The sequence below is a fragment of the Sphingomonas sp. BK580 genome (genome assembly GCF_014194975.1).
Taxonomy (GTDB): domain Bacteria; phylum Pseudomonadota; class Alphaproteobacteria; order Sphingomonadales; family Sphingomonadaceae; genus Sphingomonas.
On sequence record NZ_JACIAY010000002.1, the window covers coordinates 579,516 to 593,260 of the forward strand.

General features: G+C 71.2%; 13 protein-coding genes. 5 read left to right on the top strand and 8 right to left on the bottom strand.

What is annotated here, in order from left to right:
- Positions 1 to 177: 177 nt before the first annotated feature.
- Positions 178 to 669, bottom strand: coding sequence for a nucleoside deaminase (locus FHY05_RS06065; protein WP_183943464.1), 492 nt, complete (start codon positions 667 to 669; stop codon positions 178 to 180).
- Positions 670 to 936: 267 nt separating this feature from the next.
- Between FHY05_RS06065 and FHY05_RS06070 the strand changes: the two genes are divergently transcribed.
- Positions 937 to 1,950: a hypothetical protein gene (locus FHY05_RS06070; RefSeq protein WP_183943465.1), complete on the top strand. Its 1,014-nt coding sequence runs from the start codon at positions 937 to 939 to the stop codon at positions 1,948 to 1,950.
- A gap of 379 nt (positions 1,951 to 2,329) precedes the next feature.
- Here the strand turns inward: FHY05_RS06070 and FHY05_RS06075 are convergent, their stop codons facing one another.
- Complete coding sequence (locus tag FHY05_RS06075; RefSeq protein WP_183943466.1) at positions 2,330 to 3,328, bottom strand: D-glycerate dehydrogenase; 999 nt, start codon at positions 3,326 to 3,328, stop codon at positions 2,330 to 2,332.
- Positions 3,329 to 3,457: 129 nt separating this feature from the next.
- On the opposite strand from FHY05_RS06075, the gene FHY05_RS06080 reads away from it, so the two are divergent.
- The 4 genes from FHY05_RS06080 (at position 3,458) to FHY05_RS06095 (ending at position 5,967) form a co-directional block, all read left to right on the top strand.
- On the top strand, positions 3,458 to 3,913 hold the full coding sequence (locus FHY05_RS06080; protein WP_409321618.1) for an SH3 domain-containing protein: 456 nt from the start codon (positions 3,458 to 3,460) through the stop codon (positions 3,911 to 3,913).
- Positions 3,910 to 4,755: a carboxylating nicotinate-nucleotide diphosphorylase gene (gene nadC, locus FHY05_RS06085; protein WP_183943467.1), complete on the top strand. Its 846-nt coding sequence runs from the start codon at positions 3,910 to 3,912 to the stop codon at positions 4,753 to 4,755. Before FHY05_RS06080 ends, nadC begins: the two co-directional genes overlap by 4 nt.
- Positions 4,756 to 4,819: 64 nt before the next feature.
- Complete coding sequence (locus FHY05_RS06090; RefSeq protein WP_183943468.1) at positions 4,820 to 5,266, top strand: hypothetical protein; 447 nt, start codon at positions 4,820 to 4,822, stop codon at positions 5,264 to 5,266.
- On the top strand, positions 5,263 to 5,967 hold the full coding sequence (locus FHY05_RS06095) for a ribonuclease T2 family protein (protein WP_183943469.1): 705 nt from the start codon (positions 5,263 to 5,265) through the stop codon (positions 5,965 to 5,967). Before FHY05_RS06090 ends, FHY05_RS06095 begins: the two co-directional genes overlap by 4 nt.
- A gap of 7 nt (positions 5,968 to 5,974) precedes the next feature.
- Here FHY05_RS06095 and FHY05_RS06100 read toward each other — a convergent pair whose 3' ends face one another.
- The 6 genes from FHY05_RS06100 to dnaG all read right to left on the bottom strand — a co-directional run bounded on the left by FHY05_RS06100 (position 5,975) and on the right by dnaG (position 13,745).
- On the bottom strand, positions 5,975 to 7,153 hold the full coding sequence (locus tag FHY05_RS06100; RefSeq protein ID WP_183943470.1) for a VWA domain-containing protein: 1,179 nt from the start codon (positions 7,151 to 7,153) through the stop codon (positions 5,975 to 5,977).
- A 10-nt stretch (positions 7,154 to 7,163) separates the two neighbouring features.
- A complete protein-coding gene (locus tag FHY05_RS06105; protein ID WP_183943471.1) occupies positions 7,164 to 8,018 on the bottom strand; it encodes a MoxR family ATPase in 855 nt (284 codons plus the stop codon).
- Positions 8,019 to 8,060: 42 nt separating this feature from the next.
- Entirely contained in the window at positions 8,061 to 8,717 is a 657-nt protein-coding gene (locus FHY05_RS06110) for a DUF6975 family protein (RefSeq protein WP_183943472.1), read from the bottom strand.
- Positions 8,718 to 8,792: 75 nt separating this feature from the next.
- Positions 8,793 to 9,683, bottom strand: coding sequence for a hypothetical protein (locus FHY05_RS06115; RefSeq protein WP_183943473.1), 891 nt, complete (start codon positions 9,681 to 9,683; stop codon positions 8,793 to 8,795).
- A 130-nt stretch (positions 9,684 to 9,813) separates the two neighbouring features.
- Positions 9,814 to 11,850 (bottom strand): RNA polymerase sigma factor RpoD, encoded by a 2,037-nt coding sequence (gene rpoD / locus FHY05_RS06120; RefSeq protein WP_183943474.1) that lies wholly within the window; start codon positions 11,848 to 11,850, stop codon positions 9,814 to 9,816.
- Entirely contained in the window at positions 11,850 to 13,745 is a 1,896-nt protein-coding gene (gene dnaG / locus FHY05_RS06125; RefSeq protein WP_183943475.1) for a DNA primase, read from the bottom strand. Before dnaG ends, rpoD begins: the two co-directional genes overlap by 1 nt.

Sequence of the window (13,745 nt, forward strand, 5' to 3'; positions counted from 1 at the left end):
AGCGGGGTCGTCGCAGACGTGCCGGTGCTGCGATCACGACCCCGGGCATACGCACCGCGCGGCTCGCGTCTACGCGGCGGCGGGAGGGGAGGGATGCGCTCCCGCCCATACGCGGGAACCTAAGATCCCACGCGCCACTCGGGGCCCTGGCTTCCTGCCCGCGCAGGAACACGGCAGCTAGAGGTTCGCCTGCTCCTCCTCCGGCAGCTCGGCGTCGGGCGGGTAGTAGAGCGACGCGCATTCCTCGCGCAGGCAGCCGCCCTCGATCACGATGTCGTCGCGATAGGCATCGGCGATGAACGACAGGGTGTCGACGTGCTGCGCCTCCCAGTACATCGCGTGGACGTCCTCGCGCCCCGCGCCGTAGACAACCCGCCCGACCTTCGACCAGATCGAGGCCATGGTGCACATGCCGCACGGCTGCAGCGTGGAGTAGAGCGTCGCGCCGCGCAGCTCGAGCTCGCCGCTGTTCTCGCAGGCGCGGCGGATCGCCATCATCTCGGCGTGCGCGGTGGCGTCGGGCAGTTCGTGGGTCTGGTTGCGCTCGGCCGCCAGTACCTTGCCGTCGAGCACGATCACCGAGCCGAGCGGCGAGGTGGACGGGTCCGATCCCTTCGAGCGCGCCACCGCGATCGCCTCGCGCATCCAGTGTTCGTCTTCCTCGGTCATGCACACCTCCGCCGCGCTCAACGCCGCGGCGGCGCGGTCGCTCCCGGCCGTCGCGGGCTGATCCGCAAATAACAATGGCTTAGCGGCGCCGCCGACGCGGGCGGCGGCGAGGGAACGCGACGATCGTCGCGGTTCGTCGCAGCCAAGGCACGGAAGCCGGTGAACGGTGGTCGACGCGGCGCGAGCGGAGCGGGCGCGGGCTCCCGCCCGGCTATCTCGCAGTCGCAGCAACTCCTATGCGAGCGCCGGGGTTCGAGGAGGAAGATGATGTTCGACAACGATCAGCCGCGTCAGGCCAGCCGACGCGACGCGCTGCGGCTCGGGGCGGGCGCGGCGGCCACCGCGCTGGTGGCCTGCCGCGGCCAGGCCGTCGAGGTGACCGGCCTGCGCCAGGACGGCATCCCGACGCGCCAGATCGGCGCGATCACGGGCAACGACCCCGCCGCGATGCGGCAATGGGCGCAGTGGCTCGGCCGCCCGCAGGATCACGACCTGCTCTACTTCAACCAGGACAGCTGGGAGCAGTTCGACCAGTCGATCGACTTCATCGCCGGCGTCGGTCGCCAGGTGCTGGCGCAGGGGCGGCGGGTGCAGTGGTCGGTGCCGGTCGGCGGCCCGGGTGGCTATGACAGCGTCGCCGCGGGCCAGCGCGACGACCTCTACCGCCGGGTCGCCGCCGCGATCGTCGCCGCTTACCCGCGCGGCGACAGCCGCATCTACGTCCGCCTGCCGTGGGAGTTCAACCTCCCCTCGCAGTCGCTCGCCGCGCGCGACGCCGGCGGGCGCTGGGCGGCGCGGCTCTACGTCGCGGCGTGGCGTCGCATCGCCGGCGTCTTCCGCCAGGTATCGCGCCGCTTCTACTTCGACTGGTGCCCGAACATCGGCGAGGGCGGGATCAACCCAGAGCAATGCTATCCCGGCGACGACGTGGTCGATGTCGTGAGCCTCGACCTCTACTACCAGGGCCAGTACGACGACCAGAACCTGCGCGACGGCGGGCGCTCGATCTTCGGCTATCGCCTGTCGCAGCCGTTCGGCCTGGCCTGGCTGTCGAGCTTCGGCGCGCGTCACGGCAAGCTGATCGGCCTGTCGGAATGGGGTGTCGACGACGACCGCGCGGTGGTGTTCGCGCAGCTGCTCGCTGCCTGGATCGGCGCGCAGGGATCGCGCCTGTCGCACCACAATTACTGGAACCGCTCCGACGGCGGCATCAACGCGAAGCTCACCGACGGGCACCTGCCCAAGGTAGCGCGGGTGTATCGCGCCGCGTTCGGGCGCTGAGCGTTCGCGGGGCTGTCCTACGCGGGGGTGATCTCGTACGGGCGGGGCAACCTTCGGCGCCTTTCCCCTCCCGTGAAGGGGAGGGGCTCTGATCATCGTGCCGACCGCACCGCTGCGCGCCGCATCTTTCTCATGGCTGCTAGCCAGAGCGCCTGCTGGCGGTGACGATCGCTCCTCCGCCAGATGTCCAACATGACTCAACATTCGCGCGGTGGTAGACCCGGCGAGGCATCACCTTCCATCCGGACGAGCCGAGTGATTTCAGGGGTTTATGACCGGAAGGCGAGATCAGCCGTCACATCGCGCGAACGTTGAGCCTCGCCGCGCGGAACCGTCGAGCGACTCAACTTGCTCAACATTCGCGCGCCGCGGCGGGGGCTCAGGCCCAGCCCTCGAGCACCTGATCGGGCGGGCGATGGCCGTCTGCCCAGCTGCGGATGTTCGCGATGACGCGCTCGCCCGAGGCGACGCGGCCCTCGTACGTCGCCGAGCCCATGTGCGGGGTCATGACGACGTTGCGCAGGGCGAGCAGCCGCGGGTCGATCTCGGGCTCGTGCCGCCATACGTCGAGCCCGGCGCCGGCGAGCCGCCCGGCCTCGAGCGCGTCGACCAGCGCGTCCTCGTCGAGGATGCCGCCGCGACTGGCGTTGATGACGAAGACGTGCGGGCGCAGCAGTGCCAGCCTTCGCCGGTCGATGAGGTCGCGGCTGTCGGCGTTGAGCGGGGTGTGGATCGTCAGCACGTCGACCGCGCCGAGGAGGTCATCGAGCTCGGCATGCCAGAGCGCGCCGAGCTCGCGCTCGACTGCCGCGGGCAGGCGATGGCGGTTGTGGTAGTGGATCGAGAGACCGAAGGCGCGCGCGCGCCGGGCCACCGCCTGGCCGATCCGCCCCATGCCGACGATGCCGAGCGCCTTGCCGCCGATGCGATAGCCCAGCATCCCGCCCGGGCTCCAGCCGGTCCACTCGCCCGAGCGTACCAGCTTCTCGCCCTCGGCGAGGCGGCGCGGCACCGAGACGATCAGCGCCATCACGAGGTCGGCGGTGTCCTCGGTGAGCACGCCGGGGGTGTTGGTGACGATGATGCCGCGCGCGCGCGCGGCGCGCAGGTCGATGTGGTTCACCCCCGCGCCGAAATTGGCGATCAGGCGGAGCCGCTCGCCGGCGCCGGCGATCAGCGCCGCGTCGATCGTGTCGGTGACGGCGGGGACGAGCACGTCGCTGTCGGCCATGGCGGCGGCGAGCGCGTCGCGCGAGAGCGGGCGGTCGCCGCGGTTGTTGCTGGTGTCGAACAGTTGCTCGAGCCGCCGCATGACGACCTCGGGCAGCTCGCGCGTGACGGTCACCTTGGGATGGGCGCAGCGTCGCGGGTCGGCCATGCGCCCGGATTGGCGCAGCCCCGCGCGGGCGTCAACGGTAAGCGGTTGCTGGCGCGCCGTGCGCCTCTTACAGACTGGCGCGTGGACAGCGGGATCTCAGCGGGGCGGCGCGCCGCGATGGCGGCGGTGATGGCGGCGACGGCGTGCGGTGCGGCGGCGGACGCCGCGCCCGACCTGCGCGAGCCGCCCTATTACGCCTCGCTCAGCCCGTCGCGCGCGCGGATGCGGACCGGGCCGGGGCGCACCTTCCCGTCGAGCTGGGTCTACGTCCGCGCCGACCTGCCGGTGCGCGTCGTCGCGGTGTTCAAGGAATGGCGCAAGGTCGAGGATCCGGGTGGCACGCAGGGCTGGATGCTCGGCACGCTGGTGAGTCACACCCGCACCGCGATCGTCACCGGCGGCGAGCCCGCCGAGCTGCGCGACCGCCCCGGCGGCCCGCACGTGCTGTGGCGCGCGCAGCCGGGGGTGGTGGGGCGGCTGAGCCAGTGCGGCAACGGCTGGTGCCGCTTCGATGTCCACGGCCAGGCCGGGTTCGTGCAGACCGAGCGGCTGTGGGGCGTGGCGCCCGGCGAGGTGCTGCCATGAGCTTCGTGCTGGAGGGCTTCGATACCGACCTCTTCGTCGACTCGACGCTGGCCGAGGACCTGGGCGGGATCGGGGACATCACCTCCGCCGCGGTGATCCCGGCCGCGGCGCGTTTCGCGGCGGTGATGGACAGCCGCGACGCCATCATCGCCTGCGGCGTGGCGCTCGCCGCCGCCTTTTTCCGCCGGCTCGATCCCGAGGCCACGATCGAGCCGCTGGTGCGCGACGGCGACCGGGTCCCTCCCGGTGGCAAGCTGCTGCGCGTCACCGGCGCGGCGCGCGCGGTGCTCACCGCGGAGCGCTCGGCGCTCAACACGATCCAGCATCTGTCGGGGATCGCGACGCTGACCGGCGCCTATGTCGCGGCGCTGGAGGGCACCGGCGCGACGCTGCTCGACACGCGCAAGACGCTGCCGGGGCTGCGCCGGCTCGAGAAATACGCCACCCGCACCGGCGGCGCGCGCAACCACCGCATGGGCCTGTGGGACGCGGCGATGATCAAGGACAATCACGTCGCGGTCGCCGGCGGGGTCGGCCCCGCCGCCGCGCTCGCCCGCGCCGCGGGGATCGCCGACATCATCGTCGAGGTCGACCGGCTCGACCAGATCGCGCCCGCGCTCGACGCCGGCGCGACCCACCTGCTGCTCGACAACATGCCCCCCGCGATGCTGCGCGCGGCGGTGGCGCTGGTCGACGGGCGCGTGCCGACCGAGGCGTCGGGCGGGGTCTCGCTCGAGACGATCGGCGCGATCGGGGCGAGCGGGGTGACCTATGTCAGCGTCGGCCGCATCACCCAGTCGGCGCCCGCGGCGGACATCGGGCTCGACGTCGCCGCGGCGTGAACCTGGCGCCTTGCGTCGGCGCGCGCACCGGCGCAGAGCGCGCGCGCAACCATGAGAGGTCATCGTGACGCGTCCGCCCCCGATCGTCCGCTTCGAGCGCCTGTACCTGACCTCCTTCGCGCTGGGGCTGCTCATCTGGGCGCTGACCTGGGATCAGCTGTCGACGCGGCTCGCGGCCGACCCGCGCACCGCCGCGTTCGGCTGGATGCTCGCCGCGGCGCTGGCGCTCAACGTCGCGATCGCGCTGTTCCAATGGTATGCGGTGGCGCGGCGCGGGGTTGCCTGGGTGCGCTGGATGGTGGTGCTGCTGACGGTGCTGCACCTGCTGGGGCTGCTGCCCGGCCTGTTCAGCGCGCCGCTCGCGCTACCGACGCTGCTCGGGCTGGTCCGCGTCGCGCTGGAGGTGACCGCGGTGGCGCAGCTGTTCGCGCCCGCGGCGCGCGACTGGTTCGGGCTGGATCGGGCGGACGACGAGGACGAGGTCGACGGTCATCGGGAGGAGCTGGCATGACGCGCTGGCTGGCCGCCGCGGCGCTGGTGGCGCTGCCCGGGAGCGCTGGCGCGCAGGCGCTCTCCTGCGCGCTGCCCGACACGATCGCGGCGCCGCGCCCCGACCTGCCGAGCCCGAAGCAGCCGGCGCGGCGCGTGCCGATCGGCAGCTACACGCTGGCGGTGACGTGGAGCCCGCAATATTGCCGCGATCACGGCGACGACCGCGACGCGCGCTTCCAGTGCGGCTCGGCCAATCGCTTCGGTTTCGTGCTCCACGGCCTGTGGCCGGACGGCGTGGGCAAGGAATGGCCGCAATATTGCCGTGCCACCCCGATCCTGCCGGCGGCGGTGCTGCGCCGGCACCTCTGCGCGACGCCCTCGGCGCAGCTGCTCCAGCACGAGTGGGCCAAGCACGGCACCTGCATGGCGGGCTATTCGCCCGAGCGCTATTTCACGCAGTCGAACGCGATGTACGCGCGGCTGCGCTTCCCCGACATGGCGGCGCTGTCGCGCCGCCCGCTGACCGCTGGCGCGATGGCCGCGGCGATGGCGCGCGTGAACCCGGGGATGCGCGCCGACATGATGCGCGTGACCGCGACGAAGCAGGGCTGGCTCGACGAGCTCTGGTTCTGCGTCGACCAGGCTTTCCGGTACACGCGCTGCCCGGCGCACCAGGGCGGGCTCAGGCCGGGCGCGCCGCTGCGGGTCTGGCGCGGCTGACGCGCGATCAGCGCCGTCGCGCCAGCTCGCGCGTGGCGGCGTCGATCCCGTCGAGCGTCAGGGGGAACATGCGCCCGTTCAGCAGATCGCGGACCAGCGCGGTCGACGCCGAATAACCCCAGTGCGCTTCCGGCGCTGGGTTGAGCCAGGCCGCGGCGGGATAGGTCGCGGTCAGCCGCCGCAGCCAGGCCGCGCCGGGCTCGTCGTTGTGGTGCTCGACCGAGCCGCCGGGATGCGTGATCTCGTACGGGCTCATCGCCGCGTCGCCGACGAACAGCAGCTTGTAGTCGCGGCCATAGGTGTGGAGTAGCTCGAGCGTCGGCGTGCGCGCGTCGAAGCGGCGGCGGTTGTCCTTCCACACGCCCTCGTACACGCAATTGTGGAAGTAGAAGAATTCGAGGTCGCGGAACTCGCTGGTGGCGGCGGAGAACAGCTCCTCACAGGCCGTGACGAACGGGTCCATCGAGCCGCCGACGTCGAGGAAGAGCAGCAGCTTGACCGCGTTGCGCCGTTCCGGGCGGAGGCGCACGTCGAGCCAACCCTGGCGCGCGGTGCCGTCGACGGTCGCGTCCATGTCGAGCTCCTCCGCCGCGCCCTCGCGGGCGAAGCGGCGGAGCCGGCGTAGCGCGACCTTGATGTTGCGCGTGCCCAGCTCGCGGGAGGAGTCGAGGTCGCGGAAGGCGCGCTGCTCCCACACCTTGATCGCGCGTCCGTGGGTCGACTCGCCGCCGATGCGGACGCCCTCGGGGTTATAGCCCGCGTTGCCGAAGGGACTGGTGCCGCCGGTACCGATCCACTTGCTGCCGCCCTGATGGCGCGCGTGCTGCTCGGCGAGCCGCTCGCGCAGCGTCCGCATGATCTCGTCCCAGGAACCGAGCGACTCGATCGCCGCCATCTGCTCGGGGGTGAGATGGCGCTGCGCCAGCGCGCGGAGCCATTCCGCCGGCAGCTCGGCGGGCGCGACACCCTCCGCCGGCAACGCGCCGCGGAACACCGCGGCGAAGACCTGGTCGAAGCGGTCGAGCAGCGCCTCGTCCTTCACGTAGATGGCGCGGCTGAGATAGTAGAATTGCTCGGGCGAGCGGTCGATCACCGCGGCGTCGAGCGCCTCGAGCAGCAGCAGATGCTCCTTGAGGCTCGCGGGGATCCCCGCCGCGCGCAGGGCATCGAGGAAGGCGAGGAACATGGCGCCTGGCTCAGGGCCGCGGCGCGTGCCGTCGCGCCATGAAGGCGAGCCGCTCGAACAGCATCACGTCCTGCTCGTTCTTGAGCAACGCGCCGTGCAGCGGCGGGATCACCCTGGTCGGGTCGCGCTGCTGCAACACCTCGAGCGGCAGGTCCTCGTGGAGCAGCAGCCGGAGCCAATCGAGCAGCTCGCTGGTCGAGGGCTTCTTCTTGATCCCGGGCACCTCGCGCACCTCGTAGAAGAGGTCGAGCGCGCGGCTGACCAGCGTCGTCTGGATGCCGGGGAAGTGGACGTCGACGATCGCCTGCATCGTCGCGCGGTCGGGGAAGCGAATGTAGTGGAAGAAGCAGCGACGCAGGAAGGCGTCGGGCAGTTCCTTCTCGTTGTTCGAGGTGATCACCACGATCGGGCGCTGGGTGGCGCGCACGGTCTGACCCGTCTCGTAGACGTGGAACTCCATGCGATCGAGTTCCTGCAACAGGTCGTTGGGAAACTCGAGATCGGCCTTGTCGATCTCATCGATCAGCAGCACCGCCGGCGTGTCGCGCTCGAACGCCTCCCACAATTTGCCGCGCCGGATATAGTTGGCGATGTCGTTCACGCGCGGGTCGCCGAGCTGGCCGTCGCGCAACCGTGCGACCGCGTCATAGTCGTAGAGGCCCTGCTGCGCCTTGGTAGTGGATTTCACGCTCCACTCGATGAGAGGACAGCCGGTCGCGCGCGCGATCTCGTGCGCCAGCACGGTCTTGCCCGTGCCGGGCTCGCCCTTGACCAGCAGTGGGCGTCGCAGCCGCACCGCGGCGTTGACCGCGACCTTGAGATCATCGGTGGCGACATAGGCGTCGCTGCCTTCGAACCGCTCCATACGCGCCGTCATGCGGTGCGTGGCGGCACCTGGCAAGTCGGCTCAGCCCTCGCGCGCGGCGGCGCGGGACTCGAGCAGCTGCCACAGCCCGCGGTGCTGGCGAAGCAGTTGGTCGGCGCCGAAGGTGAGCGCGCGCATCCCCGGCGGCGCGAGCGCGAGGCCGCGCAGCATCGCGACGGCATCGTCGCGTACCGCGGCGAAGCTCGCCACCGGCGTCTCGCCCAGCCGCTCGGCGCACCGCTCGAGCAGGTCGCGGACCGCGATCCAGTCGAGCACGAAGGCGGCGGTGGCGCCAGTGGCGCAGCCGAGCCGGTCCGAGCGCGCGAGCAACGCCAGCGTGTCGCGCTGCTGCAGGATCGCCGCGGCGGCACTGGCCTGGCCGGGGGTCGACGGCAGCGGACCGGCCGCGGCGGCGAGGCGGACGAGCAGCGCGCGCTCGCTCGCCATGACCCCCGCGGTGCGCGCCATCCACGTCGACGCGAGCGAGTCGGCCCCGTGGGCGGCGGCGTGATCGACCAGCCCCGGGAAGGTGCCGTGCACGACGCACAGGGCGTGGATCGCGTCGGCGAGATCGCGCAGCGGTGCGCCCGCGTCGGCGAGCGCCTGGGCGTGCGGCGACGCGGCGGTGCCGTCGCGCGCGACCATCGCGAGGATCAGGTCGGCGGGCCCGTCCTCGGGGCGCTGACTCGCGTCCGCCATCACTCTCGTCTCCACGCTGGCCGCGGCACGCCTCGGCCGCGCGCTCCAGCTAGCTGATCGACGTAAAGGCGCGGTTTACGCGGCCGCGCGGACCACCGCTGCGACGACCTCCTCGACGCGTCCGTTGACCCGGATCGGCCAGAAACTGAGCGTGGCGGGGAGCGTCCCGCCATCATCGGTCAGCAGTGCCGCGCGCGCGGTCGCGCCGGTCTCGCCCTCGCTCGCGCGCTCGAGCGCCTCACCGACCGCGGCACGATCGACCGCGGCGACCAGCGCCAGGAAGCGCGCGCCGGTGAGCGAGGCGAGCGGCACCTGCAGCAGCGCCGCGAGCGCGGGGCGGGGTGCAAGGAGATAGCCGCGGAGGCTGACCCGCGCGAGCGCGGCCAGCCCGGTCGCCTCGAGCGCCGCGGTGATCGAGTCGCGCGCCACGGCAGCGGCATGCACCTCGATCGCGGCGGTCTCGTCCTCGATCCGCAGCAGGCAACCGCGGGGCAGCGGCTCGACCGTCACCGCGAGCGTGCGGCCGGGCGAGCGGTCGACCGCGAGCGAGACGCGCTCCCGCGCGGCGCCGTCCAGCACACGCCGCACCGCCGCGGCGAGCGCACCGCCGTCGCGCTGCGACAGGCGAGCCACATCGGCGCCCGCCGCGACGCGATCGCCGAAGCGCGCACGCGCGGCGGCATTGGCGAGCGTGACCAGGCCGGTGTCGTCGAGCAACAGCAGCGGCAGATCGAGCGTGTCCAGGACGGGATCGAGCAGCGGTGAGGGGGAGCGCTGCGACCGTTCGTCCCCGGCGAGCGTGTCGATCAGATCGACACCGACGAGGATCAGCCGGGGGCGACCATGATGGAGCACGTAGACCGGCGCGCGCGCGGCGCGTTCCTGCCACTCGCCGAAGTGGCGGACGAGCGCCGATGCCGTGACCTGAAGCCGCGCGGTGTCGCGGCGAGCAGCCGTGTCAACCATAGAGAACTGATCGAGATCATTCACCTACTTGTGAAGTGATCGCGATCAATCGTAAGAAAAAACAGCCGCGACTATCGGGCGATCGTCGCGGCCGCGGACATCAGGCACGGACCCGCGACGCGGGTGGCACTCACTGGTCGAGGAAGGACCGCATCTTGCGGCTGCGGCTCGGGTGCTTGAGCTTGCGCAGCGCCTTCGCCTCGATCTGCCGGATGCGCTCGCGCGTCACCGAGAACTGCTGGCCGACCTCCTCGAGCGTGTGATCGGTGTTCATGCCGATGCCGAAGCGCATGCGCAGCACGCGCTCCTCGCGCGGCGTGAGCGAGGCGAGCACGCGCGTCACGGTCTCCTTGAGGTTGGCCTGGATCGCGGCGTCGACCGGGATCACCGCGTTCTTGTCCTCGATGAAGTCGCCGAGGTGCGAATCCTCCTCGTCGCCGATCGGGGTCTCGAGGCTGATCGGCTCCTTGGCGATCTTCATCACCTTGCGGACCTTCTCGAGCGGCATGCTCAGGCGCTCCGCCATCTCCTCGGGCGTGGGCTCGCGGCCCTGCTCGTGGAGGAACTGGCGGCTGGTGCGGACCAGCTTGTTGATCGTCTCGATCATGTGGACCGGGATGCGGATCGTCCGCGCCTGGTCCGCGATCGAGCGGGTGATCGCCTGGCGGATCCACCAGGTCGCGTAGGTGCTGAACTTGTAGCCGCGGCGATACTCGAACTTGTCGACCGCCTTCATCAGGCCGATGTTGCCCTCCTGGATGAGGTCCAGGAACTGCAGGCCGCGGTTGGTGTACTTCTTGGCGATCGAGATCACGAGGCGGAGATTGGCCTCGACCATCTCCTTCTTGGCGATCCGCGCCTCGCGCTCACCCTTCTGCACCATGTTGACGATGCGGCGGAACTCGGCAAGCGCCATGCCGGTCTGCTGGCTGATCTCGCTGATCTCGGTGCGGATGCGATCGATCGCGGGCGCCTCGTTGGTGGCGAAGGCGGCCCATTTCTTGTCGCGCCCGCGCACCGCGTCGAGGAAGCCCTCGTCGAGCTCATGGCCCATATATTGGTCGAGAAAGTCCTTGCGGTTCACCTTGTGGCGCTCCGCCAGGCGCAGCATCTGCCCGCCCAGCGCGGTGAGGCGCCGGTTGTAGCTGTAGAGCTGGTCGACCAGATACTCGATCTTGCTCTGGTGGAACTGCACGCTCTCCACCTCGGCGGTGAGGTCCTCGCGCAGCTTCTGGTACTTGCGCTCCTGCGCGTCGGAGAGATCCGCGCCCGACGCCATCGCGTCGAGCCGGCTCTCCTGCATCTTGGAGAAGTTGCGGTAGATCGCGGTGATGTTGGCGAACTTCTCGAGCGCGAGCGGCTTGAGCGTCTCCTCCATCTGGGCGAGGCTGAGCGTGTTGTCCTCTTCCTCGTCGTCGGACGGCCGCGGCGCGCGTCGCTCCGTCATGTCGTCCTCGTCGTCGGCCGGAGCCTCCTCGGGCTCCTCCTCCTCCTTGAACGACGGGCCGGTGCTCGACTCGCTGATCTCGCCGCTGTCGTCCTCGGCGCCCTCGACCTGCTCGGCCGACGGCCCCTTGGAGAGCATCGCGTCGAGATCGACGATCTCGCGCAGCTGCATCGTCCCCTCGTTGAGCGCGGTCGACCAATCGATGATGGCGTTGAAGGTGATCGGGCTCTCGCAGAGCCCGAGGATCATGGTGTCGCGGCCCGCCTCGATGCGTTTGGCGATCGCGATCTCACCCTCGCGGCTGAGCAGCTCCACCGCGCCCATCTCGCGCAGGTACATCCGCACCGGGTCGTCGGTGCGGTCGACCGTCTCCTTCTTCTTGGCCTCGGGGGCCGGGGCGGTGCCGTCGGAGTCGCCGTCGGTATCGACCGCCTCGGCCTCGTCGTCGTCGGCGCGCTCCTCGGTCTCGCCGTCCTCGCCCTGCTCCTCGTTCTCGACGATGTTCACGCCCATCTCGTTGAGCGCGGACATCACGTCCTCGAGCTGATCGGACGACATCTGATCCTGCGGCAGCGCCTCGTTGAGCTGGTCGTAGGTGATGTAGCCGCGCTTCTTGGCGCGCGCGATCAGCTTCTTGACGCTCGCGTCGTTCAGATCGATCAGCGGAGCATCGGCCACTTCCGCGCCCTCGTCACCACCGCCACCGTTCATCTTCGCCATCAATCGTCCTCAAGTCCGAGCGCGCGGGCGTCTTCGTTTGCCTGCACCAGATTTGCAAGTCGCTCATCCAGCGCGCGTTGTTCGTTCACCAACGCCACTTGCCGTTCGAACGCCTCGGCGGTGAAGCGCGCCTTCATCGCGGAAGTTGCTTCCGCCAGCGCAGCATCGACCTCCGGCCGGGCGACCAGGATCGCGATCGCCTCGTCGAGGTCGTCGCGCGCCTGCTTCTCGTCGGCGCCGGCGCGCGTGAACGAATAGGGCATCGTATCGGCTCTCAAGAGGTCGTGCGCGACCGTATCGAAACCGGACCTCGCCAATATGGTGACGAGCCGCCCGCTATCAAGCGGATCGCCGCGACGATCCTCCAGCGCGACATCCACCACCGCCTCGAACAAGCGGCCGAGCGCGCCCTCGGCGAGGCGCAGGCCGCCCAGCACCTCCATGTGGCGCGCGATCTCGGCGGGGTGGCGGATCAGTCCGGCGAGCACCGCCTTGGCGAGCACGCGGTCGATCCCGCCGGCGGCGCCGACGCGCTTGGCGTCCTCGGTGACGGGCGGGGGCGGCGGCGTCCACTTCTGCCCGGGGCGGCGCTGCGCCATCGGGTAGAAGGGCGTGCGCTGCTGGAACGGCTGGCGGGTGCGCGCGAACTGCTCGTCGAAACGGTGGCGGAACTCGGCCTGATACTCGGCGCGGACGCTCGGGTCGGTGATCGACTGGACGAGCTCGCCGAGGCGGCGCTTGAAGCCGGCACGCTGCTCCGGCGTGGTCAGCGGCTCGGCGGCGAGCTCGTGCTGCCACAGCCGGTCGACCAGCGGCTGCGCCGAGCGCACCAGCGGCTCGAACGCGCCCGGCCCCTGCGCGCGCATCAAGTCGTCGGGGTCCTGACCCTCGGGCAGGGTGACGAAGGCGAGGCTGCGCCCCGGCGCGAGCAACGGCAGCGCGCGCTGCGCCGCGCGGATGGCGGCCTTCTGCCCGGCCGCGTCGCCGTCGAGGCAGACATAGGGCACGTCGACGACTCGCCACAGCCGCTCGAGCTGCGCCTCGGTCAGCGCGGTGCCGAGCGGCGCGACCGCCTCGCCGATGCCGTGCTGCGCCAGTGCGACCGCGTCCATATAGCCCTCGACCACGAACAGCCGCTCGGTCTTGCGCGCGGCCGCGGCGGCGCGGTCGAGATTGTAGAGCGTGCGGCCCTTGTCGAAGAGCGGCATGTCGGGCGAGTTGAGGTACTTGGGCTCGCCCTCGCCGATGATCCGCCCGCCGAACGCGATGACTCGCCCGCGCGGGTCGCGGATCGGGATCATCAGCCGGCCGCGGAACCGGTCATACGGCTCCTTGCCCTCGACCTGGATCAGCAGCCCCGCCTCGACCAGCATGGCGTCGCCGAAATCCCTGAGCGCTGCGCGCAGCCGGGTACGGGAGTCGGGCGCGTAGCCGAAGCCGAAGGTGCGCTGCGTCGCGGCGCTCACGCCGCGCCGATCGAGCAAGGCGCGCGCCGCCACGCCCTCGCTGCCGCCGAGCTGCTGGGTGAAGAAGTCGGCCGCCGCCTGCATCACGTCGTGGAGCGACTTGGCGCGCTCGGCGCGCTCGGCCGACTGGCGGTCCTGCGCGGGCATCTCCATCCCCGCCGCCGCGGCGAGTTCCTTGACCGCGTCGATGAAGGGCAGCCCCTGGTGGTCGGTCAGCCAGCGGATCGCGTCGCCGTGCGCCGAGCAGCCGAAGCAGTGGTAGAAGCCCTTGTCGTCGTTGACGTAGAAACTGGGCGTCTTCTCGTTGTGGAACGGGCAGCAGCCCTTCGACTCGCGCCCGGCGCGCGTGAGCTTGACCGTCTTGCCGACCAGCGCGGTGAGCGAGGTGCGCGCGCGCAGCTCGTCGAGGAAGGCGGGGGTGAGACTCAC

Coding starts and splice junctions, on each gene's coding strand:
- FHY05_RS06065 (WP_183943464.1), bottom strand. CDS start 669: ATGACCGAGGAAGACGAACACTGGATGCGCGAGGCGATCGCGGTGGCG.
- FHY05_RS06105 (WP_183943471.1), bottom strand. CDS start 8,018: ATGGAGCGGTTCGAAGGCAGCGACGCCTATGTCGCCACCGATGATCTC.
- rpoD (WP_183943474.1), bottom strand. CDS start 11,850: ATGGCGAAGATGAACGGTGGCGGTGGTGACGAGGGCGCGGAAGTGGCC.
- FHY05_RS06070 (WP_183943465.1), top strand. CDS start 937: ATGTTCGACAACGATCAGCCGCGTCAGGCCAGCCGACGCGACGCGCTG.
- nadC (WP_183943467.1), top strand. CDS start 3,910: ATGAGCTTCGTGCTGGAGGGCTTCGATACCGACCTCTTCGTCGACTCG.
- FHY05_RS06080 (WP_409321618.1), top strand. CDS start 3,458: ATGGCGGCGACGGCGTGCGGTGCGGCGGCGGACGCCGCGCCCGACCTG.
- FHY05_RS06075 (WP_183943466.1), bottom strand. CDS start 3,328: ATGGCCGACCCGCGACGCTGCGCCCATCCCAAGGTGACCGTCACGCGC.
- FHY05_RS06100 (WP_183943470.1), bottom strand. CDS start 7,153: ATGTTCCTCGCCTTCCTCGATGCCCTGCGCGCGGCGGGGATCCCCGCG.
- FHY05_RS06115 (WP_183943473.1), bottom strand. CDS start 9,683: ATGGTTGACACGGCTGCTCGCCGCGACACCGCGCGGCTTCAGGTCACG.
- FHY05_RS06110 (WP_183943472.1), bottom strand. CDS start 8,717: ATGGCGGACGCGAGTCAGCGCCCCGAGGACGGGCCCGCCGACCTGATC.
- FHY05_RS06095 (WP_183943469.1), top strand. CDS start 5,263: ATGACGCGCTGGCTGGCCGCCGCGGCGCTGGTGGCGCTGCCCGGGAGC.